The organism is Pseudomonas sp. GW821-FHT07E12, from assembly GCF_058986605.1.
On record NZ_JBYSVX010000001.1, the window covers coordinates 129,290 to 149,365 of the forward strand.

16 protein-coding genes, 1 pseudogene and 1 riboswitch are annotated in these 20,076 nt (G+C 64.6%); of the genes and pseudogenes, 4 read left to right on the plus strand and 13 right to left on the minus strand.

Annotation, left to right across the window (positions count from 1 at the left end; translation table 11 throughout):
• Positions 1 to 15: 15 nt before the first annotated feature.
• Positions 16 to 381, plus strand: a pseudogene (locus AC3WJE_RS00585) (DNA-binding protein); the annotation flags it as partial.
• A gap of 75 nt (positions 382 to 456) precedes the next feature.
• Here the strand turns inward: AC3WJE_RS00585 and AC3WJE_RS00590 are convergent.
• The 8 genes from AC3WJE_RS00590 to ndk form a co-directional block, all read right to left on the minus strand.
• Complete coding sequence (locus AC3WJE_RS00590) at positions 457 to 831, minus strand: hypothetical protein (protein ID WP_493729030.1); 375 nt, start codon at positions 829 to 831, stop codon at positions 457 to 459.
• A gap of 378 nt (positions 832 to 1,209) precedes the next feature.
• The gene (der, locus tag AC3WJE_RS00595) at positions 1,210 to 2,610 is read right to left on the minus strand and encodes a ribosome biogenesis GTPase Der (RefSeq protein ID WP_493728825.1); all 1,401 of its coding nucleotides are present in this window, start codon (positions 2,608 to 2,610) and stop codon (positions 1,210 to 1,212) included.
• 10 nt (positions 2,611 to 2,620) lie between these two features.
• A complete protein-coding gene (gene bamB, locus AC3WJE_RS00600) occupies positions 2,621 to 3,961 on the minus strand; it encodes an outer membrane protein assembly factor BamB (protein WP_493728826.1) in 1,341 nt (446 codons plus the stop codon).
• A 14-nt stretch (positions 3,962 to 3,975) separates the two neighbouring features.
• Positions 3,976 to 4,614: a YfgM family protein gene (locus tag AC3WJE_RS00605; RefSeq protein ID WP_493728827.1), complete on the minus strand. Its 639-nt coding sequence runs from the start codon at positions 4,612 to 4,614 to the stop codon at positions 3,976 to 3,978.
• 73 nt (positions 4,615 to 4,687) lie between these two features.
• Positions 4,688 to 5,533, minus strand: a complete 846-nt coding sequence (locus tag AC3WJE_RS00610; protein WP_493728828.1) for a RodZ domain-containing protein — start codon at positions 5,531 to 5,533, stop codon at positions 4,688 to 4,690.
• Between the two features lie 6 nt (positions 5,534 to 5,539).
• Positions 5,540 to 6,346, minus strand: a complete 807-nt coding sequence (pilW, locus tag AC3WJE_RS00615; protein WP_493728829.1) for a type IV pilus biogenesis/stability protein PilW — start codon at positions 6,344 to 6,346, stop codon at positions 5,540 to 5,542.
• Positions 6,333 to 7,538, minus strand: a complete 1,206-nt coding sequence (gene rlmN, locus AC3WJE_RS00620) for a dual-specificity RNA methyltransferase RlmN (RefSeq protein WP_493729016.1) — start codon at positions 7,536 to 7,538, stop codon at positions 6,333 to 6,335. The genes pilW and rlmN overlap by 14 nt, the downstream gene beginning before the upstream one ends.
• Positions 7,539 to 7,560: 22 nt before the next feature.
• Positions 7,561 to 7,986, minus strand: coding sequence for a nucleoside-diphosphate kinase (ndk, locus tag AC3WJE_RS00625; protein WP_493728830.1), 426 nt, complete (start codon positions 7,984 to 7,986; stop codon positions 7,561 to 7,563).
• 221 nt (positions 7,987 to 8,207) lie between these two features.
• Between ndk and AC3WJE_RS00630 the strand changes: the two genes are divergently transcribed.
• From AC3WJE_RS00630 to AC3WJE_RS00640, 3 genes are all read left to right on the plus strand, one after another.
• On the plus strand, positions 8,208 to 8,840 hold the full coding sequence (locus AC3WJE_RS00630; RefSeq protein ID WP_493728831.1) for a TetR/AcrR family transcriptional regulator: 633 nt from the start codon (positions 8,208 to 8,210) through the stop codon (positions 8,838 to 8,840).
• Positions 8,841 to 8,866: 26 nt separating this feature from the next.
• A complete protein-coding gene (locus AC3WJE_RS00635) occupies positions 8,867 to 11,239 on the plus strand; it encodes a 3-hydroxyacyl-CoA dehydrogenase/enoyl-CoA hydratase family protein (protein ID WP_493728832.1) in 2,373 nt (790 codons plus the stop codon).
• Between the two features lie 149 nt (positions 11,240 to 11,388).
• Positions 11,389 to 12,594, plus strand: coding sequence for an acetyl-CoA C-acyltransferase (locus AC3WJE_RS00640; RefSeq protein WP_493728833.1), 1,206 nt, complete (start codon positions 11,389 to 11,391; stop codon positions 12,592 to 12,594).
• A 216-nt stretch (positions 12,595 to 12,810) separates the two neighbouring features.
• On the opposite strand, the gene crcB is transcribed toward AC3WJE_RS00640, so the two are convergent.
• The 5 genes from crcB to AC3WJE_RS00665 form a co-directional block, all read right to left on the minus strand.
• Positions 12,811 to 13,212, minus strand: a complete 402-nt coding sequence (gene crcB, locus AC3WJE_RS00645; protein ID WP_493728834.1) for a fluoride efflux transporter CrcB — start codon at positions 13,210 to 13,212, stop codon at positions 12,811 to 12,813.
• A gap of 152 nt (positions 13,213 to 13,364) precedes the next feature.
• Positions 13,365 to 13,432: riboswitch (Fluoride riboswitch) on the minus strand.
• 3 nt (positions 13,433 to 13,435) lie between these two features.
• Entirely contained in the window at positions 13,436 to 14,725 is a 1,290-nt protein-coding gene (locus tag AC3WJE_RS00650; protein WP_493729017.1) for a replication-associated recombination protein A, read from the minus strand.
• 162 nt (positions 14,726 to 14,887) lie between these two features.
• Positions 14,888 to 15,517 (minus strand): outer membrane lipoprotein periplasmic chaperone LolA, encoded by a 630-nt coding sequence (gene lolA / locus AC3WJE_RS00655; protein ID WP_493728835.1) that lies wholly within the window; start codon positions 15,515 to 15,517, stop codon positions 14,888 to 14,890.
• A gap of 80 nt (positions 15,518 to 15,597) precedes the next feature.
• The gene (locus AC3WJE_RS00660) at positions 15,598 to 17,511 is read right to left on the minus strand and encodes a DUF3857 domain-containing transglutaminase family protein (protein ID WP_493728836.1); all 1,914 of its coding nucleotides are present in this window, start codon (positions 17,509 to 17,511) and stop codon (positions 15,598 to 15,600) included.
• Positions 17,512 to 17,552: 41 nt separating this feature from the next.
• The gene (locus tag AC3WJE_RS00665; protein WP_493728837.1) at positions 17,553 to 19,907 is read right to left on the minus strand and encodes a DNA translocase FtsK; all 2,355 of its coding nucleotides are present in this window, start codon (positions 19,905 to 19,907) and stop codon (positions 17,553 to 17,555) included.
• Positions 19,908 to 20,076: the final 169 nt, after the last annotated feature.

Genomic DNA, 20,076 nt, shown 5'->3' on the forward strand with positions numbered 1-20,076 from the left:
AGAGGAGGCACAACAATGGCCAGAGGCATCACAGAATCTGACGTTCACAGCGCCGCTGACGTGCTTGTTGCTGGCGGAGAACGACCGACGGTGGAACGCATCCGTGCACACCTGGGCACCGGCTCGCCCAACACCGTCGTGCGTTGGCTCGACACCTGGTGGCAGAGGCTCGGATCGCGCTTGGCCAGCGAGCGTCAGACCCGGATCGCCATGACCAACGTGCCGGACGCTGTGGCCGAGCTGGCAGGGGAGTGGTGGACCCTTGCGTTGGACCATGCGCGGAGCCATGCTGACGATGCCCTCGCCGGCCAGCGCGCCGCTTTGCTTGAGACTCGCAATGCCCTAGATCGGGAGCGTGATGGCTTGAGGTCCGATGTCGCGGATCTGCAGGCCCGTGCCGATGCAGCTGTCCGGTCGGAAGACCTAGCCGCAACCCGAGCAACCGAACTCGAGCGATTAGTTGAGCAACTGCAGCGTCAAGTCGACGCACTGGGCCACCATCTCGACGCCGCGAGCGATCGCAGCGTCGACATGGAGCGTGCGCGTCACGCGCTCCAGCATCAGTTGCAGCAGCTCCAGGATAGTGCGCACGCCGAGCGCGAAAGCTTGGCCCAGCACATGCGAGCGGCTGAAGATCGTGCCCATGCGGAAGTGGATCGCGCTAGACAGGAAGCCAAAGAAGCGCAGCATCAATTGGCGACGCTTCGAAAGGAAGGTGCTGTACTTGAGCGCAAGCGGGGGGAAGCGCTTGAACGCGCCACGACTATCGCCTCCGAACTTCGCCAAGAAGTCATCGTTCAGCGGACGCGGGCGGATGCGCTCGAAGCGCAACTGGCCAAACTTCGAGACCTACCTGCGGCTCTGGAAGCAGCTTGGCGCGAGCACAAGCCTAAGAGCCCCAAAAGAACTCGTGTACGACGAGACAAATGAGGCGAAGTAAACACGACGGAGGGACGGCTTGTCCGCAGTTTCGCGAAATCCGGGGCATCTTGTCCGTAGTTCTATCAAATCTGGGGCGAGTTTCCGTAGCAAATGGGGCGAATGTCCGCTGTTCCTGGGGCGATTCCTCCACGGCAATCAACTTGTCAGCATGAGCCAGATCCAGCGCATGCGTGCCTGCAGGGATTCCCCCAGTTTTTCGCATAATGTATATTATGTAAAATACAAGGCAACCAACGAAGGCTGCACCGGGTCCGAGAAGACCCTTCATCACTTCCCGCGTTTGACGTGTCGGATCAGCCGTCGCTTACGCGCGACCTGACGTTCGGTCAGTACGTTCTTCTTGCCTTCGTACGGGTTGGCGCCTTCGCGGAACAAGAACCGGACTGGCGTGCCGACCAGCTTGAAGCGCTTGCGGAAGAAGTTTTCCAGGTAGCGCTTGTACGACTCCGGCAGCACCTTCAGGCGTGTGCCGTGCACGATGAAAGTTGGCGGGTTGTTTCCACCCGGATGCACGTAACGCAGCTTGGAGACATGGCCGCGGATGCTCGGCGGCGGGTTCGTCTCGTAAGCGATTTCCAGCGCCTTGTTGACTTCGCTGGTGCTGAACTCGAAAGTTGCCGAGGCATGTGCGCGATGGACGGCCTTGAACAGCTCGCGCATGCCGGAGCCATGCTTGGCCGAGATACGGACAGCTTCAGCCCAGTTGACGAAGCCGAGCTTGCGCGACAGCAGGTCTTCGGCCTGCTCGCGCTGGTAGTCGGTCAGGCCGTCCCATTTGTTGACGGCGACGACGAGCGCGCGTCCAGCGTCCAGGATCGCGCCCAGCACCGTGGCGTCCTGATCGGTGACGCCTTCAGTAGCGTCCAGCAGCAGCACGGCGACCTGGCACTGCTCGATTGCCTGCAGGGTCTTGAACGCGCTGAACTTCTCGACGGCTTCCTCGACCTTGGCCTTGCGGCGCAGGCCGGCGGTATCGATGAGTCGATACTGCTGGCCGTCCCGCTCCAGATCCACGGCGATTGAATCACGCGTGGTACCAGGCACCTCGGAGGCGATCATGCGCTCCTCGCCAAGCAGACGATTCACCAGCGTCGACTTGCCCACGTTGGGGCGGCCGACGAAAGCCACGCGCATGCGTTTGGGATCGTTGTCGAGCAACTCCCCTGCCCCTTCTTCGGGCAAACGAGCCTGTACCTCGTCAAGCACATCGTCGATGCCTTGTCGATGTGCAGCGGAAATCGCCAGCACGTCGGAGAAGCCATAGCGCGCGAAATCGGCGCGTACCGCGTCTTCGTTGGTGCCGTCGATCTTGTTGATCACCAACAAGGTCGGCCGCGCAAGCTTGCGCAGCCAGGCCAGAATCTCGTCGTCCAGCGCTGAAGCGCCTTCACGGCCGTCGACGATAAACAGGACCAGGTCCGCCTCGCCCGCTGCGGCACGTGCCTGGCGCGCGGTGGCGCCAGCCAGGCCTTCCTCATCGCCGGCGATACCACCGGTATCCACGACGATGAAGGGGGCATCTTCGATAAGTCGGCACACGCCGTAGTGACGATCGCGCGTGACGCCAGGCTGGTCGTGGACCAGGGCGTCACGGCTGCGAGTCAATGCGTTGAAAAGCGTGGACTTGCCGACATTCGGCCGTCCTACCAGGGCGACCAGGGGCAGCATCGCTATTTCCTTATTGAGCCAGACGGAAGGCGGTCAGATCGCCATCGGTGTTTTGGACGATCAGTATGCCGTCAGCAACTATCGGCTGCGAGACCAGCGTATCGCGACCGGCGCGCATGCGTGCAGCCAGCTTGCCGTCGCTCAGGCTCAGCCAGTGCAGGTAACCCTTGTAGTCACCGACCACGGCATAGTCGCCTTGGATCGCGACACCGGTCAGCGAGCGACGGGCGAGCGCGGCTTGCGACCACATCGCCGAACCGGAGTTCTTGTCCAGACCCCAGACGGTGCCGGCGTTGTCAGCCAACACCACCAATCCGGACGACACGCCGACACTGCCGGCACCGCCATGGTCACGGCTCCACAATGGGCGTCCGCTCGGGCCTTCGATGGCCAGCGTCTCGTTCTTGTAGCTGGTCGCGTAGAGGGTCGTGCCTTCGAGCACCGGCGTGCCATCGACGTCGGCCATGCGCTCAAGCTCGGTGCGCCCTTCGGGCACGCCGACGGTTTGCTCCCACAACTGGCGACCGTCCTGCATGGCCAGTGCACTCACCGTGCCATCGTCATTGCCGATGAACAGCACGCCCGGACCCGTGGTGATTCCCGCATTGCCACGTACTGTCAGCGTCGGGCCTTCCTGCTCGTGGAACCAGCGGCGCTCGCCGGTGGCAGCGTCGAATGCGCTCACGCGGCCGTCGTTGCTGCGCACAAACACGAGATTCTGAGCCACGGCCGGAGCGGCGATAACTTCATTGGGAACCTTGGCACGCCATTTCTCGGTGCCGGTCGTGGCGTCGATGGCGATCACGTCGCCTTCCAGAGAGCCCACGACAACGAGGCCATCGCCGACACCCGGACCGCCCGAGTAACGCGGCAGCGGACGCTTCTTGGCAAGGGCCATACGCTCCTTGCGCTGCTGCTTCTCGTTGCGCAGGCGCTCCTTGCGGGAGGCCTTCTCTTCCTTGGACAGGCCGGTCTTGGATTCGCTCTCGACCTGGCTGGGAACGTCATCCACCGCAGCCAGTTGCGCCTTGCGCTCCTTCTTGGCCTCGTACTCCCAGATCTTCTTGCCGGTCTGCAGATCAAGCGCGTAGATCGAACCTGACGCCGCTGCTGCATAGATATGGCCATCGACGATGACCGGGCGCTGGCGGACGCCATGACGCTGCTCGCCCTTGCCCACGCCGGTGGACCAGAGCTTGTCGACCTTGATGGTCGGCTCGAACTTCACCAGTTCGGCCGGCTCCTGCGCCTTCTTGGCGGCCGCGTCCTTACCGGCAAACCAGCCCTTCATGGTGCTGCAGCCAACCAGCGCGGTGCCCATCAGGGCAATGATTGCGATACGTCTGAACATGACCACCTGCTTCATCAAATCGGTTGCGACGGATCGGGGACGGTTCCGCCCACGTCGGTCAGCTTGGTTTCCAGCAAGCGACGCTGCGGCGAGGCCACGTCCACCAGCGCCAGGGCCTTGGTGTAGAGCTCGCGTGCTTCATCGCGCTTGTTCTGGGCCACGGCGGCATCGGCGCGGATTTCAAGGCTCGCGCCATCGGTGGCCGCGGCCAGCAATGCCTGCGCGTCGGCCGGCTTGCCCGTTTCGATCAGCAGGCGAGCCAGACGCTGATCAACGATCAGCTTGAACTGGTCGTCGGACTGCACGCTGCGCAACACCGCGATGGCGTCGTTGTTCTTGCCGGCGTCGACCTGTGCCTTGGCCAGGCGGAGTGCGGCCAGTTCGCCGTAGATGCCGGATTCGCTGGACGCCAGTGCGGCCATGTCCTTGCCGGCCTTGTCGAGATCCTTGGCCTCGATGCTCTTGACCACGGCCTCGTACTGCGCGTGTGACTCGGCCAGCGCATCGGTGTGATGCTTGCTCCACCACTGCCCACCCAGAATCAGTGCCAGTCCCGTCGCGACGCCGCCCAGCAGGGCCACGCCGTTTCTCCTCAGCCACGAACGGACGCGTTCACCCTGTTCGTGTTCGTCCAGCAACTCGTCGATCGCCATGCGTACTCTCGCTCCGCCATCACAGGACGCGAAGCATCAAACCAAAGGGAAGAAACGAAAAACCGCAGTCCGGCTATTCTGAAGCCGGCACCACGGAGCCGTCGGAGGATACCGCAAAACGCGCGACGTTGGCTCGCTGGAAGGGTTTCACGTCGACGATACTGCCTGCTTGCTGAACCTGGACCGCCGCCGCATTGCCCAGGACTACGCGCCCTACCTGCCCTGCAGCGTAGTGGCGTTGTTCGCCAGACTTGACCAGCGCTTTCTCGACAATGCTTCCGTCCGGTGCGGACACCTGTACCCAACTGTCACCACTGAACTGGAGCGACAGTTCGCCATTTGTCGTTGGCTGGGCAGGCTCCGATCGAGGAACCGGCGCCATCGAGGCAATGTAGGGCGTCGTGACGGGCTTCTTGACTTCTGCGGCAGGCGCGGTGCCTGCATCCGATGGCGCCGCGGACGAGGTTTCCGGTGGGAGCACGTCCAGCGATGCGGTGCTCGGCGCGCGGCCGTCAAGATGACTGCGGGTCGCGTACCACACAGGTACCGCCAGGACGCCGGTCATGACCACGTATACGGCCCTGCGCGCAGTGCTTTCCAGCACCCGGCGCATTCTCGGGGTATGTGTGTGGCTGACCAGTTTCACCGGTTCGACCGGTGCGATCGACACGCCGTCCAGGAGTGCCCCCAGGTCGACCTTGAGCAGGCGTGCATAGCTACGCAGCTGGCCGCGCACGAACACCGGCGCGCCGAGCTTCTGCCATTCATCCTGTTCCAGCGCCCGCACTACCTGCACCGGCATGTGCAATTGCGATGCCGTTTGCTCGATGCTGAGGCCTGCGCGTTCGCGCGCCTCACGAAGTTGTTGTCCGCATCCTTTCTGGTTTTCGAAAGGGTTTGGATTGGAATCACTGATCACAACGCTTTATCCCCCAGGATGTGCGGCTGCTGTTTCAGGGAACTCCTTGCCCAACCGCTGTTGGTATCGGCCGGCGGCTACCTTGTCGCCAAGCCCCAATTCAATCTGAATAGCCAGTTGTAACACGGAAGCCGTGACCGGCGCAGCCGTCAGCCTGCGCTCGGAGAAGGCCCGCGCTTCGAAATAGCGCTGGTGATCGTATTCGTTGCGCGCCATCGACTCCAGCGCATAGGCATTGGTCGGGTCCAGATCCAGCGCCTTGCGCAGGTCGCGAAGGCCGCGTTCGCTTTGACCGACCTGCAGCGCGCAGCCGCCGGCATTGGCCAGGGCCGATGCCGGGCTGCCATAGCGCGGGTCGGTCATGGCGCGGTCGAACCAGACCAGGGCTTCGGCGGGATAGCCGTTGGCGCACAGCCACGCGCCGTAGTTATTGAGTACATCGCCCTGCTGCGGCGCCAGTTCGGTCGCCTTGCGGTAGTAATCCCCCGCTTCCTGTTCGTTGCCGCGGCGGCTGGTGATGACGGCCAGGATGGTATAGCCGTCGACCAGCTTCGGGTCGCGCCGGAGCACTTCCCGGACAAGCTTGTCGGCTTCGTCGTATTCGCCGCTCTGCAGGCGGTTGACTGCCAGGCCGAGCTTTTCCTGCTGGGCAAGCCGGTTGCGGGTCTCGGTGCTGTCGCGCACGTCATAGTGAGGCGCGACCTGCTCGACCTTCGCCCTGCTGGGCTTGCTGCTACGCGAAGCAGTGCCGCAGGCCGCGCAAAGTACTGCGGCCAGGAGGGTCAGGACGAGCGCAACGTCACGCCGCCGCATCTCGACCGGCCTGCTGGCCTTCCAGGGTGCGACGGAACTCGGCCTGCCGGCGGGTGCGGTCCATGACCTGCCCTTTCAGCTGGCCGCAGGCGGCATCGATGTCGTCGCCACGGGTCCGGCGCACCATCGTCAGTACCTGCGCATCCAGCAGGATCTTCTGGAATGCGCGGATATGGGTTTCTTCCGAGCGCTCGTAGCGCGTGCCGGGGAAAGGATTGAACGGGATCAGGTTGACCTTGCCGGAGTCCTTGGCCTGCACGGCGTTGTCGAACTGCCGCATCAGCTTGGCGAGCTGGCGGGCGTGCTCGGGCTGGTCGTTGATGCCCTTCATCAGGGTGTATTCGAAAGTCACCGAGTCGCGCTTGTGGTTGCTGCGCAGGTAACGCACGCATGAGGCCATCAATTCGGCGATCGGGTACTTCTTGTTGAGCGGAACCAGGGTCTCGCGCAGCTCGTCGGTCGGTGCGTGCAGCGACACCGCCAGTGAAACGTCGCTTTCAACGGAGAGGCGATCGATCATCGGCACCAGGCCGGAGGTCGACAGCGTCACGCGCTTGTTGGCCAGGCCGTAGCCCAGGTCGTCGCGCATGATGCTCATCGCTCGTATGACGTTGTCGAAGTTCATCAGCGGCTCGCCCATGCCCATCATCACCACGTTGGTGAGGCGACGCTGCTGGTGCGGCACGTTGCCGAGGTGGCGCGCGGCAACCCAGACCTGGCCGATGATCTCGGCGGTGGTCAGGTTGCGGTTGAAGCCTTGTGTGGCGGTCGAGCAGAACGTGCAGTTCAGGCCGCAACCGACCTGCGAGGACACGCACAGCGTGCCGCGGGTCTTGTCGGGGATGTACACGGTTTCGATGGCGTTCTTGCCATCGACGCCCATCGCCAGCAGCCACTTGTGGGTGCCGTCGGTGGAAGGTTTGTCGAACACGACATTCGGGACGACGACCTCGGCGTGCTGTTCGAGTTTTGCGCGCAGCGCCTTACCGAGGTCGGTCATCTGGTCAAACGAGGTGACGTAGCGGTGGTGGATCCACTTCATCACCTGGTGGGCGCGGTAGCGCTTCTCACCGAGGGTTTCCTCGAAGAAGCGCTCCAGCCCGGCGCGATCGAGATCGAGCAGGTTCTGCTTGCGCACGGAGGCAGCGGCGAGTGGTTCGCCGGTGATCGTTACGCTGGGAATCTGCAGGATCTCGTTCACGTTGGTTGCGACCTTAGCGCGAAACCACTTCCGTGGCGGCGAAGAAGTAAGCCACCTCGATCGCGGCGTTCTCGACCGAGTCCGAGCCGTGGGCGGCGTTGGCGTCGATCGAATCGGCGAAGTCGGCGCGGATCGTGCCCGACGCGGCATCCTTCGGGTTGGTGGCGCCCAGCAGGTCGCGGTGGGCCTGCACGGCGTTCTCGCCTTCCAGCGCCTGGATCACCACCGGGCCGGAGATCATGAACTCGACCAGCGCGTTGAAGAACGGACGCTCGCGGTGCACGGCGTAGAAGCCCTCGGCCTCACGGCGCGACAGCTGCTTGTACTTGGCGGCCACGATCTTCAGGCCGGCCTTCTCAAAGCGGCTGTAGATTTCGCCGATGACGTTCTTGGCGACGGCGTCCGGCTTGATGATCGAAAGGGTGCGCTCCAGCGCCATGGAAGGTATCTCCGTTGGGCGGGCCACTAGACTGGCCCGAGGTTAACATGAAAAAAACCCGCGTCAAAACGCGGGCTTAGCGTAACTTTGCAAGGCGCGGATTCTAACGTGTCGCGCAAGGCTTTGCACACCCTGGGCTGAACCATGCTGCAGTGCAAAATGCCAGGGAGGGCCGGACGGGCGTAGGATCAAACAATCGTTTGATTGAGTCGGCCGTTTCAATGGCAAAGCCCGCCCACTTCTCCACCAAGGACCGGATCCTCGGCGCCGCCGAGGAACTGTTCGCCCAGCATGGCTTCGCCGGCACCTCGCTGCGGCAGGTGACCAGCCATGCGGATGTCAACATCGCCGCGGTCAACTACCACTTCGGTTCCAAGGAAAACCTGGTCAACGAGGTGTTCCGCCGGCGCATGGACGAGATGGCCGCGGCCCGGCTCAGCCAGTTGGAGGCGGCGCGTCGCGATCTCCCGGGCGACCTGGGGGCGGTACTGGCCGCGTTCGTCGAGCCTGCGCTGGCGATGGCCCAGGAAGGCCACAGCGGCGGTGCCTTCGTGCGGGTGATCGCACGCGCCTATGCCGAGAAAAACGACAACCTGCGCAAGTTCCTCTCCGACCACTACGGCCACGTGCTGCGCGACTTTGCCAAGGCGATCGCCGGCTGCGTGCCGGGCCTGAGCAAGGAGGAACTGTACTGGCGCCTGGACTTCCTGGCCGGCGCATTGACCTACGCAATGGCCGATTTCGGCCTGATCAAGCGCCCGGCCGGTGTCACCGAGGCCGAACACCGCGCGCATGCGGCGCGTGAACTCATCCGTTTCGCGGAGGCGGGGTTTTTAGCCGCCTCCAACCCGTAGTCGCTACCCACCAAAGGTTCATCGATATGTCCAATCCCTTGCTAGTCCGCCGCGCCGCCGTGCTCGGTGCCGGCGTCATGGGGGCGCAGATCGCCGCGCACCTCACCAATGCTGGTGTTGACACTGTCCTGTTCGACCTGCCTGCCAAGGATGGTCCCGCCAGCGGCATCGTGCTCAAGGCCATCGCCAACCTGACCAAGCTCAGCCCTGCCCCGCTGGCCAGCCCGTCGCTGGCCGAGGCGATCACGCCCGCCAACTACGGCAGCGACCTGGAGCTGTTGAAGGGCTGTGACCTGATCATCGAGGCGATCGCCGAGCGGATGGACTGGAAGCAGGACCTGTACGCGAAGATCGCCCCGTTCGTGGCCGATCATGCGGTGTTGGCCTCCAACACCTCGGGCCTGGGCATCAACAAGCTGGCCGAGGTGCTGCCGGAACAGCTTCGCCACCGCTTCTGCGGCGTGCACTTCTTCAATCCGCCGCGCTACATGCACCTGGCCGAGCTGATCCCGGCCAAGACCACCGATCAGGCGGTGCTGGAAGGCCTGGAAGCCTTCCTGACCACCTACCTCGGCAAGGGCGTGGTCTACGCCAAGGACACCCCGAACTTCATCGGCAATCGGATCGGCGTGTTCTCGATCCTGTCGACGATTTATCACACGCAGCAGTCGGGTCTGGGCTTCGATGAGGTCGATGGCCTGACCGGCCCGTTGGTCGGTCGTCCGAAGTCGGCGACTTACCGCACCTCCGACGTGGTGGGTCTGGACACGATGGCGCACGTCATCAAGACCATGGCCGATACGCTGCCTGATGATCCGTGGCACAAGTATTTCAAGTCGCCGGTGTGGCTGGATGCGCTGATCGCCAAGGGCGCGCTCGGCCAGAAGACCGGCGCCGGCATCTTCCGCAAGGTCGGCAAGGACATCGTGGTGCTGGACCTGCAGAAGCAGGATTACAGGCCTGCTGATCGTGGCGCGGCACCTGAAGTGGTCGAGATCCTCAAGATCAAGAATCCGGCCGAGAAATTCGCCAAGTTGCGCGAGAGCCAGCATCCGCAGGCGCAGTTCCTGTGGGCGACGTTCCGCGACCTGTTCCATTACAGCGCCTATCACCTGGCCGACATCGCCCAGACCGCACGCGATGTCGATTTCGCGATCCGTTGGGGCTACGGCTGGTCGCTGGGTCCGTTCGAGACTTGGCAGGCCGCTGGCTGGAAGCAGGTCGCACAGTGGATCGCCGAGGACATCGCCGCCGGCAAGAGCATGAGCGATGCGCCGCTGCCGGCGTGGGTGCTGGACGGCCGTGACGGTGTGCATTCGGCCGAGGGCAGCTACAGCCCGGCGCAGAACGCACAGGTGCCACGCTCGTCGCTGCCGGTGTACCAGCGTCAGCGCTTCCCCGACCCGCTGCTGGGCGAGAAGTTCGACCGCGGCCAGACCGTGTTCGAGAACGACGGCGTGCGCTTGTGGACCGACGGCGACGGCATCGGCGTGGTCGGCTTCAAGACCAAGATGAACACCGTTTCCGACCAGGTGCTGGATGGCCTGCAGGAAGCGATCGGCATCGCCGAGAAGCAGTTCAAGGGCCTGGTGATCTGGCAGGACAAGGAGCCCTTCTCCGCCGGTGCCGATCTGGCGGGCGCGCTTGGCCTGCTGCAGGGTGGCAAGGTCGATCAGTTCGAGGCGATGGTCGCCAACTTCCAGCGCACCAGTCAGCGCATCAAGTATTCGCTGGTGCCGGTGGTGGCCGCGGTGCGCGGGCTGGCGCTGGGCGGCGGCTGCGAGTTCCAGATGCACAGCGCCAAGGCGGTGGTTGCACTGGAGAGCTACATCGGGCTGGTCGAAGCCGGCGTGGGCCTGCTGCCGGCCGGTGGTGGTTTGAAGGAGCTGGCGGTGCGTGCTTCGCAGGCGGCCGGCCCGGGCGGTGACGTATTCGCCGAGCTGAAGAAGACCTTCGAGACCGTGGCGATGGCCAAGGTCTCCAACTCCGCGGTCAACGCCAAGGAACTGGGCCTGGTGCGTGCCAACGACAAGGTCGTGTTCAACAGTTACGAGCTGCTGCACATCGCCAAGGCCGAAGCGCTGGCGCTGGCCGAGGGCGGCTATCGTCCGCCGCTGCCGGCCAACCGCATCCAGGTTGCCGGCGACGTCGGCATCGCCACCTTCAAGATGCTGCTGGTGAACATGCTGGAAGGTCGTTTCATCAGCGACTACGACTACGAGATCGCCACGCGCATCGCCACGGTCGTGTGCGGCGGCGAAGTGGATCGCGGCTCGCTGGTCGACGAGGAGTGGCTGCTCAAGCTGGAGCGCAAGCATTTCGTCGAACTGGCCCAGCAGGAAAAGACCCAGGCCCGGATCGCTTACATGCTCAAGACCGGCAAGCCTCTTAGGAACTGAGATTCGGGATTCGGGATTGGGGATTCGCAAAAGCGGCTTCCCTTCCTTCCAATAATTCATCCTGCCGGGCGGGACGTTCAGGACACCGGGATTCGCGTTTACGAATCCCCAATCCCGAATCCCCAATCCCGGCTTTCGGAGAAAGCCAAATGAGCAAACAAATCCAGGACGCCTACATCGTCGCCGCCACCCGTACTCCGGTCGGCAAGGCGCCCAAGGGCGTGTTCCGCAATACCCGTCCCGATGACATGCTCGCGCACGTGCTCAAGGCCGTGATCGCGCAGGCGCCGGGCATCGACACCTCGCGCATCGACGACGCCATCATCGGCTGCGCGATGCCCGAGGGCGAGCAAGGCATGAACGTGGCGCGCATCGGCGTGCTGCTGGCTGGACTGCCGGATACGGTGGCCGGCCAGACCATCAACCGCTTCTGCTCGTCCGGTTTGCAGGCGGTAGCGCTGGCGGCCAATGAGATCCGCCTGGGCAACGCTGACCTGATGCTGGCCGGCGGTACCGAGTCGATGTCGATGGTGCCGATGATGGGCAACAAGGTCGCGCTGTCGCCGTCGGTGTTCAACGACGATCATGTCGCGATCGCCTACGGCATGGGCATCACTGCCGAGAAGGTCGCCGAGGAATGGAAGGTCTCGCGCGAGGATCAGGACGCGTTCGCTCTCGCCTCGCACCAGAAGGCGCTGGCTGCGATCGCTGCCGGCGAGTTCAAGGGCGAGATCAGCCCGTACGAGATTCTCTCGCACGTGCCCAACATCGCCGGCAACACGATCCAGCTGCGCAAGCGGCTCGTGGATACCGACGAGGGCCCGCGGCCGGATACCTCGCTGGAAGGCCTGGGCAAGCTGCGCCCGGTGTTCCGCAATGGCCAGTTCGGCGGCAGCGTGACCGCCGGCAACTCATCGCAGATGAGCGATGGTGCCGGTGCGGTGCTGCTGGCGTCCGAGCAGGCGATCAAGGACTACGGCCTGACCCCGCTGGCGCGCTTCGTCAGCTTCTCGGTCGCTGGCGTGCGCCCGGAAGTGATGGGCATCGGCCCGATCGCGGCGATCCCGAAGGCGCTCAAGCAGGCCGGTCTCACCAAGGATCAGCTGGACTGGATCGAGTTGAACGAGGCGTTCGCTGCACAGTCGCTGGCGGTGATCCGCGACAGCCAGCTGGATCCTTCCAAGGTCAACCCGTTGGGCGGCGCGATCGCGCTGGGTCACCCGCTGGGCGCGACCGGGGCGATTCGTACCGCCACGATCGTGCACGGCCTGCGCCGTCACCAGAAGAAATTCGGCATGGTGACGATGTGCATTGGCACTGGCATGGGTGCCGCAGGCATCATTGAGGCGTTGTAAGGCCTGCGCTACGTCCCGGCCGGGAGGGCAGTGGGGCGTCGGCGGCGGAGTGGCGGGGTGGAGAGCGCGAGCTCTCCGCCCCGCTTTTTTTGCGGCTTTGTTCGTTGTTTTGTGGGAGGGACTTCAGTCCCGACGCTTTGCCGGTAACGCCCGTCGGGACTGAAGTCCCTCCCACAGATCACTACTCAACGCGAGCTGAGCTTTTTTCTCGTGGTGTCAGCGGATCGTCAAAGCCGTGCCTGCCCGCGCGCCGAGAAACACCAGCAGCAGGCCAGCCACCAGGGTGACGCCGAGATACAGCGCGATCATCGACGAGCGGTCGGTGCGGGCGAACACCAGGCACTCCATCATCAGCGACGAGAACGTCGTCAGCCCGCCCATCACGCCGACGATCAACAGCGCCCGCCACGGCCAGCTCGATGGGCCGCGCGATTCCAGCCACACCATCAGGAAGCCGGCGACGAACGAACCGAGCAGGTTCACCGTCAGCGTGCCCCAGGGAAACCCCGCGCCGAAGCGCTGCAACATGCTGCTGCCGATGGCGAAGCGCAGGCCCGAACCCAGTGCACCACCGGCCATCGCCAACAACAGGGATTGCCACCAGATGGCCGGATTCATGCCGACCTCGCATTGCTGGGGGATTCGGATATTGCAGGGAAGGACGTAATCAGCATCGCGGTCTCCGTTGCGAATCCCTCGCAAAGGTCCGCACTCCGTGTGCGGGGATTCAGTGAAGTCGATGCCTGGGCAGACACCCGCCACACTGGCGGGGCCTGGCAGGCATCATCAGCCCATGGTGGTGGGCGGTTCGAGGAGGAATGCCATCTCCTGCGGCCGCCAATCATCGCTTCGAGCCGCCGGCCTTGTCAGCACGGGCCTGTGCCCTCGCCTCGCGCAGTCGGTCCAGCTTTTCCTTGAGCTTGATTTCCAACCCACGCGCAACCGGTTGGTAGTAGACGCGCTCGCCCATCGCATCGGGGAAGCCAGTCTGGTCCAGCGCGATGCCGCCCTCGACGTCGTGGTCGTACTGGTACTCGGCGCCATAGCCGAGGTTTTTCATCAGCTTGGTCGGTGCGTTGCGCAGATGCAGTGGTACTTCCAGCGTGCCGCTTTCGCGGACTTCGGCCTTGACCTGGTTGAAGGCGGCATAGCCGGCATTGGATTTGGCGGTGCTGGCCAGGTACAGCACCAACTGGGCGAAGGCCAGCTCACCTTCCGGGCTGCCGAGACGCTCGTAGATGTCCCAGGCTTCCAATGCCATCGACTGTGCACGCGGGTCGGCCAGCCCGATGTCCTCGATCGCCATCCGGGTCAGCCGGCGTGCCAGATAGGACGGATCGCAGCCGCCATCGAGCATGCGTGTCAGCCAGTACAGTGCAGCGTCCGGATTGGAGCTGCGCACGCTCTTGTGCAGCGCCGAGATCTGGTCGTAGAACTGCTCGCCGCCCTTGTCGAAGCGGCGGGTGCGATCGGCCAGCACCTGCACCAGCGTGGCGGCGGTGATCTGCCCGGCTTCGTCCTGGGCCAGTTCGGCGGCAATTTCCAGCAGGGTGAGCGCGCGTCGCACGTCGCCATCGGCAGCGGTGGCGATCTCCAGTAGCGCCTCGTCGGAGACACTGATGCCCTGCCCGCCCAAGCCACGTTCCTCATCGCCCAGTGCCCGTTGCAGTGCCTCGACGATGTCCTGCGGCGAGACGCCCTCCAGCACGTGCACGCGGCAGCGCGACAGCAGTGCCGAGTTCAACTCGAACGAGGGGTTCTCCGTGGTCGCGCCAACGAACAGGATCGTGCCGCGCTCGATGTGCGGCAGGAATGCGTCCTGTTGCGCCTTGTTGAAGCGGTGCACCTCATCGACGAACAGCACCGTGCGCCGGCCTTCTGCGAAGCGCTGCGCGGCTTCGGCCAATACCTGCCGCACTTCCGGAAGCCCCGAGAGCACCGCCGAGATCGCACGGAACTCGGCGTCGGCGTAATGCGCCAGCAGCAGCGCCAGCGTGGTCTTGCCGCAGCCGGGCGGACCCCACAGGATCATCGAGTGCACCCGGCCGGATTCGACCGCGCGGCGCAAGGCGGTGTCCGCGGCGAGCAGGCGTTTTTGTCCGACCATCTCGTCGAGCGTGCGCGGGCGCATGCGCTCGGCCAGCGGTCGCAGGTGATCGCGATCGACGCTCAGCAGGTCGTTTTCAGGTGTCGGGAAGCGGTTTCTTGCCACGCGCCATTGTATCGCGGCGCCGTGGCCTGTCGTCTTTGCCTAGAGCCGAGCAAGCTCGGCTCTACACGGGCGAGGCGCGGCTCAGTTGCTGTCGCCGACCACGTCCACGCCCTTGGCCGGGGTGAACTTGAAGGTGTCGGCCGCAAACGCCGGATTGCGCTTCCAGCCGCTGAAGCTGATCGTGGTGCGCTGGCCGACCGCGTCGACCACTTCCATCTTGGCCAGGCCGGTCTTGTCGAATCCAAGCGAGGCGATCTGGAAGCTGGCTTCGGTATCGACCTTCGGGGTCAGTGACAGCCACTGCAGGCCATCGCGCACGCTGGCTTCCTCGCTGACGTCGTACTGCTTGTCCAGCCTGGAGGGGTCGATCAGCGCGGTCAGCGGGTTGTTCTGCTCCTCGGCGCCCTGCGCACGTACGGTGGCCTGCTCCAGGTCCGGATCGAACACCCAGACCTTCTTGCCATCGGCGACGATCAGCTGCTTGAACGGCTTGTCGTACTCCCAGCGGAACAGACGCGGTGCGGACAGCGCGACCCGGCCGCTGGAGCGCTCCTTGACCTTGCCGTTCTGATCGGACACCTGCTGGCTGAACTGCCCGTCCAGGCCCTTCAGGCTACGGGTGAAGGTGTCCAGCTCGGCACGGGCGCCGGCGAAGGCAGTGCCGGCCAGCAGCGACGTGGCGAGAACGGCGTAGCGAAGGGTGCGAAGCATGGTGCGGATCCTGATGTGCTGGACAGGCGCGAATTGTGACCGCTCGCGGATGAATGGGCGAGCGATGCCGGCTGCCCTGTTCAGTGAGGGAGCGAAGCGCCCTGCCCTCGGGTCTGCACCTGTGACAGGTCGCCGTAGACGATCTGGCCACGGAAGCCGCGTCGCACCTGCTGATACAGCTCACGGAAGGCCGGGAAGTCGTCCGGCCGGCAGATCGCGTTCGCGCCGTGCACGGCCAGCCGGTGCAGGCGATGCACGGCGGTCACGCTCTGCCCGTCGCGGGTCCATTCCACGCTGTATTCGCCGGCACGATTACGGAACCGGCTGCTGCGCGGGATCGCGATCAGTGGCACGTCGTTGGGGAAGTGCAGCACGTAGGTTTCCTCGCGCAGGCTGTCGTTGCAGTAGAACGGCACCTGGTTGGTCTCGGCGGAGGCACTGGCATACAGGCTGCGGGCCGATTCTGCGCCCGGCATGTCCGGCAAGGTCATGCCGCCGACCACCGAGAAATCGACATAGTCGCGCGCGTGGAAGCGGTAGCTGTAGTTGAACGGCGCACTCAGGTCGAGCGGATCGCCCTGCAGCACCAGCTCGCCGGTGCCGTCGAAGCCGGACTGGGCAATGATCGATTCCTCGATACGCTGGCGGTTCTGCGCGTTGAGCTGCACGAACATCGCACGCATGCCGACCTCGCCGGTCTGGCCGCTGTCGAGCGTGGTGGTGCCGCTGACGTTGCCGGTCTCGTCGAAGCGGTACTCGGTGCGTGCCAGGTAGCGATTGAGCCTGCCGTCGTTGGGCGGCGTGCGCGCGACCTTGCCGTCCTGCGTATGCACCACCGGCGCGCCCAGATCGCCCGCCGGCAACTGGCCGAAACGCGCATAGGGATTGGTCGAGTCGACGTACAACCCGAACTCGGGGATGTAAGTGATGGCGTGGTTGAAGCGGCCGAGCACCGGGATTTCCGGCAGCGTGGGCCCGCCTTCGGCACCGATCAGCACCGGCGTGCTGGTGATGCCCTTGGCCGCCAACAGTGCTTCCAGGATCACCGTGTGGTCCTTGCAGTCGCCGTAGTGGTTGTCGAGGATGCTGTCGGCGCTGTTCGGTTCCAGGCCACCGTTGCCCAGGTAGACCGCGACATAGCGGATGTTGCGCGCCACCCAGTCGTACAGCGCCGCCGCCTTCGCACGACGGCCATCGATACCTGCGGTGATCTGGTCGGCCAGGGCCTGGACACGCGGGGTGACGCGTGCGGCCTGCCCGCCTTTCACGTGATAGGCCAGGCCCATCTGCGACCAGTGGTCGAAAGTGCTGGCCATGATGGCCGGGCTGAACTCCCACTGTGCGGCGGCCCAGTTCTGGGTCTGCAGCGGTGTCGGCCGGCGATAGCGCCATTGCCAGCGGGCTTTGCCATCGCGAATTTCGGGCTTCTGCGAACCTTCGACACCGCGCGTGTACAGATGGATCGGCAGCGACCTGGGCGCGGTCAACGTCACCTCGGCATCGTCGTAGCGAGCGAAGACGCTGAAGGTCTCCCACAGCCCGAAATAGCCGGGGAAGTACGGCGCCGGCTGATTGCGCCGGGTGCGGTAGACGATGCGCGCGCCGGGTGCCAGGTTCGGGAACACCACCACCTTGACCTTGCGGTCGGCGTACATGGCCGCCGAGGCGCTGGAATAGCTTTCCTGGATGTAGATCTTGTCGGCGGCCACGTCCTGGCGCAGGCCTTCGGCGGTGATGGTGTAGGCCTCCAGCACCTCCAGCGTTTCCATCTTCTCGCTGTAGCTCAGCCGGACCTGACTGAAGCGCTCCACCGCCGATTTGGTCCTCAGCAGGATCTCGTAGCTGTCGGTCTCCACGCTCGATGCATCGTCGCGCACCTCGTAATCGGCCCGATAACGGACGAAGCTGAAGTCGCTGTCGGCCTGTGCCGGTGGGGATTGCGCAGTCGCCAGGAACGGGGCGAGCAGCAGGAGCAAGACGACGAATGGGCGCATCCGGGGATCCTGGGTTTTCGCTCCTACAGTGACGAATGGGCTCATTTCGGCGGAGGCGGCGCCAGCACGGTGCGATCGCCGTTGTGCTCGGGTGAACTGACCACGCCGGCTGCTTCCATCGCCTCGATCAGGCGCGCGGCACGGTTGTAGCCGATCTTCAGGCGACGCTGCACGCCGGAAATCGACGCGCGGCGGGTCTCGGTGACGATGCGCAGCGCTTCGTCGTACAGCGGATCGGACTCATCACCGCCACCGCCGCTGGCCTCCGGCAGGCCGGTGGCACCGACCACCACACCATCGCCCAGGGTCTGCACCTCGTCCAGCACGCCGTCGACATACGAAGCCGGACCGCTGGCCTTGAGATGTTCGACCACGCGATGCACTTCCTCGTCGCTGACGAAGGCGCCGTGCACGCGCTCGGGCATCGCCGTGCCGGGCGGCAGATACAGCATGTCGCCGTGACCGAGCAGGGTCTCGGCGCCGGATTGGTCCAGGATCGTGCGCGAGTCGATCTTCGAGCTGACCTGGAAGGCGATGCGGGTCGGGATGTTGGCCTTGATCAGGCCGGTGATCACGTCCACCGACGGACGCTGGGTGGCCAGGATCAGGTGGATGCCGGCGGCGCGCGCCTTCTGCGCCAGGCGTGCGATCAGCTCTTCGACCTTCTTGCCGACGATCATCATCATGTCGGCGAATTCGTCGATGAAGATGACGATGAACGGCAGTGACTCCAGCGGCCGCGGCGCCTCGCCCAACTCGGGGTTCGGCCGGAACAGCGGGTCCATCAATGGCTGGCCGGCGTCCTCGGCATCCTTGACCTTCTTGTTGAAGCCGGCCAGGTTGCGCACGCCGACCGCGCTCATCAGCTTGTAGCGGCGCTCCATCTCGGCCACGCACCAGCGCAGGCCGTTGGCGGCCTCCTTCATGTCGGTGACCACCGGCGCCAGCAGATGCGGAATGCCCTGATAGACGCTCAGTTCGAGCATCTTCGGGTCGATCATCAGCATCCGCAGCTCTTTGTGCGAGGCCTTGTACAGCAGGCTCAGCACCATGGCATTGACCGCCACCGACTTGCCCGAGCCGGTGGTGCCGGCGACCAGCAGGTGCGGCATGCGTGCCAGATCGGCCACGGTCGGGCGGCCGGCAATGTCCTTGCCCAGCGCCAGCGTCAGCGGACTGGCCGACTTGTCGTATTCCTTCGAGCGCAGCAGCTCGGACAGGAAGATCATCTCGCGGGTGACGTTGGGGATCTCCAGGCCGACCACCGACTTGCCCGGGATCACGTCGACCACGCGCACCGATTTGACCGACAGCCCGCGCGCGATGTCCTTGTCCAGCGAGCTGATCTGGCTGACCTTCACGCCCGCTGCCGGCTCGATCTCGAAGCGGGTGATGACTGGACCTGGATAGGCGCCCACCACCACCGCATCGATGCGGAAGTCCTTGAGCTTGAATTCGATCTGGCGCGAGAGCGTCTCCAGCGTGCCCTCGTCATAACCCTTCGGCTGCGGCTTGGGATCGTCCAGCAGCGCCAGCGGCGGCACGTCCGAGCCGTCCTTGTTGACGCCCTGGAACATCGGGATCTGCGTATCGCGCTTGGCGCGTTCGCTTTTCTCCACCACCGGCGTCGGTGGCGGCTCGATCTTGACCGGCTCGCGCTTGGCACGCAGCACCGCGTCGACCTTGCGGACTTCCTCGCGCTCCTCGCGCATGACCCGGGTCTGCTGCCACTCGTTGGCCTGCTTGCCGCCCTTCTGCAGCAACGGCCCCAGCGCCAGCACGCTGCGGCCGATCCGTTCCATCACCATCAGCCACGACAACCCGGTCGCCAGCGTGATCGAGGCCAGCAGCAGCACGACGATGAAGAGGTTGGCGCCGAGCGAGCCGAAACCTGCCCGCAGCGAGTTGCACACCAGCTTGCCGAGGATGCCACCGGCACCGGCCACATCGCCGGTGAACATGTGCAGATGCAGAAAGCCGGTCGAGGAAATCAGGAAGCCGACCATGCCGACCAATCGCAAGGCCGGGCCCAGGTCGCCCTCCTGCCCTTCCTTGTCGCCGCTGCCGAACAGCGCGATCCACGCCACGCCGCCCAGCACCAGCGGCAGCAGGAACGCGACGTAGCCGAACAACTGCAGCAGCACGTCGGCGATCCAGGCGCCGACCAGGCCGCCCATGTTGTGCACCGGCGCGACCACGCTGCCGGTGCGTGACCAGCCCGGATCGGCGGAGGAATAAGTGAACAGACTGGCGAGCAGATACAGCAGCAGCGGTGCCACTGCGATCAACGCCAGATCGCGCCACAGTTTCTGCCGGCGCGGGTTGTCCGCGGTCGCGGTTTTGCGCGACGCCTTGCCCTCGCTGGGCTTGCCACGTTCCGGAACCTGTTTCGCCACCTGCAGCCAGACCTCAGGAAAATACTGTTAGTGGTTGATAATAAACGAAGTAGGTCGTTGTTTCAGCAGGCACGCCAGGCGCACCGGTTGTTGTGGGAGGGACTTCGGTCCCGACGGGCCTTGCCGGGAAAGCATCGGGACTGAAGTCCCTCCCACAGAGTTCCACCGC

Bases quoted from the DNA above. Each gene is read 5' to 3' on its own strand.
- der (WP_493728825.1), bottom strand. From the start codon at position 2,610: ATGCTGCCCCTGGTCGCCCTGGTAGGACGGCCGAATGTCGGCAAGTCC.
- bamB (WP_493728826.1), bottom strand. From the start codon at position 3,961: ATGTTCAGACGTATCGCAATCATTGCCCTGATGGGCACCGCGCTGGTT.
- AC3WJE_RS00605 (WP_493728827.1), bottom strand. From the start codon at position 4,614: ATGGCGATCGACGAGTTGCTGGACGAACACGAACAGGGTGAACGCGTC.
- pilW (WP_493728829.1), bottom strand. From the start codon at position 6,346: ATGCGGCGGCGTGACGTTGCGCTCGTCCTGACCCTCCTGGCCGCAGTA.
- ndk (WP_493728830.1), bottom strand. From the start codon at position 7,986: ATGGCGCTGGAGCGCACCCTTTCGATCATCAAGCCGGACGCCGTCGCC.
- AC3WJE_RS00630 (WP_493728831.1), top strand. From the start codon at position 8,208: ATGGCAAAGCCCGCCCACTTCTCCACCAAGGACCGGATCCTCGGCGCC.
- AC3WJE_RS00635 (WP_493728832.1), top strand. From the start codon at position 8,867: ATGTCCAATCCCTTGCTAGTCCGCCGCGCCGCCGTGCTCGGTGCCGGC.
- AC3WJE_RS00640 (WP_493728833.1), top strand. From the start codon at position 11,389: ATGAGCAAACAAATCCAGGACGCCTACATCGTCGCCGCCACCCGTACT.
- crcB (WP_493728834.1), bottom strand. From the start codon at position 13,212: ATGAATCCGGCCATCTGGTGGCAATCCCTGTTGTTGGCGATGGCCGGT.
- AC3WJE_RS00650 (WP_493729017.1), bottom strand. From the start codon at position 14,725: ATGCGCCCGCGCACGCTCGACGAGATGGTCGGACAAAAACGCCTGCTC.
- lolA (WP_493728835.1), bottom strand. From the start codon at position 15,517: ATGCTTCGCACCCTTCGCTACGCCGTTCTCGCCACGTCGCTGCTGGCC.
- AC3WJE_RS00660 (WP_493728836.1), bottom strand. From the start codon at position 17,511: ATGCGCCCATTCGTCGTCTTGCTCCTGCTGCTCGCCCCGTTCCTGGCG.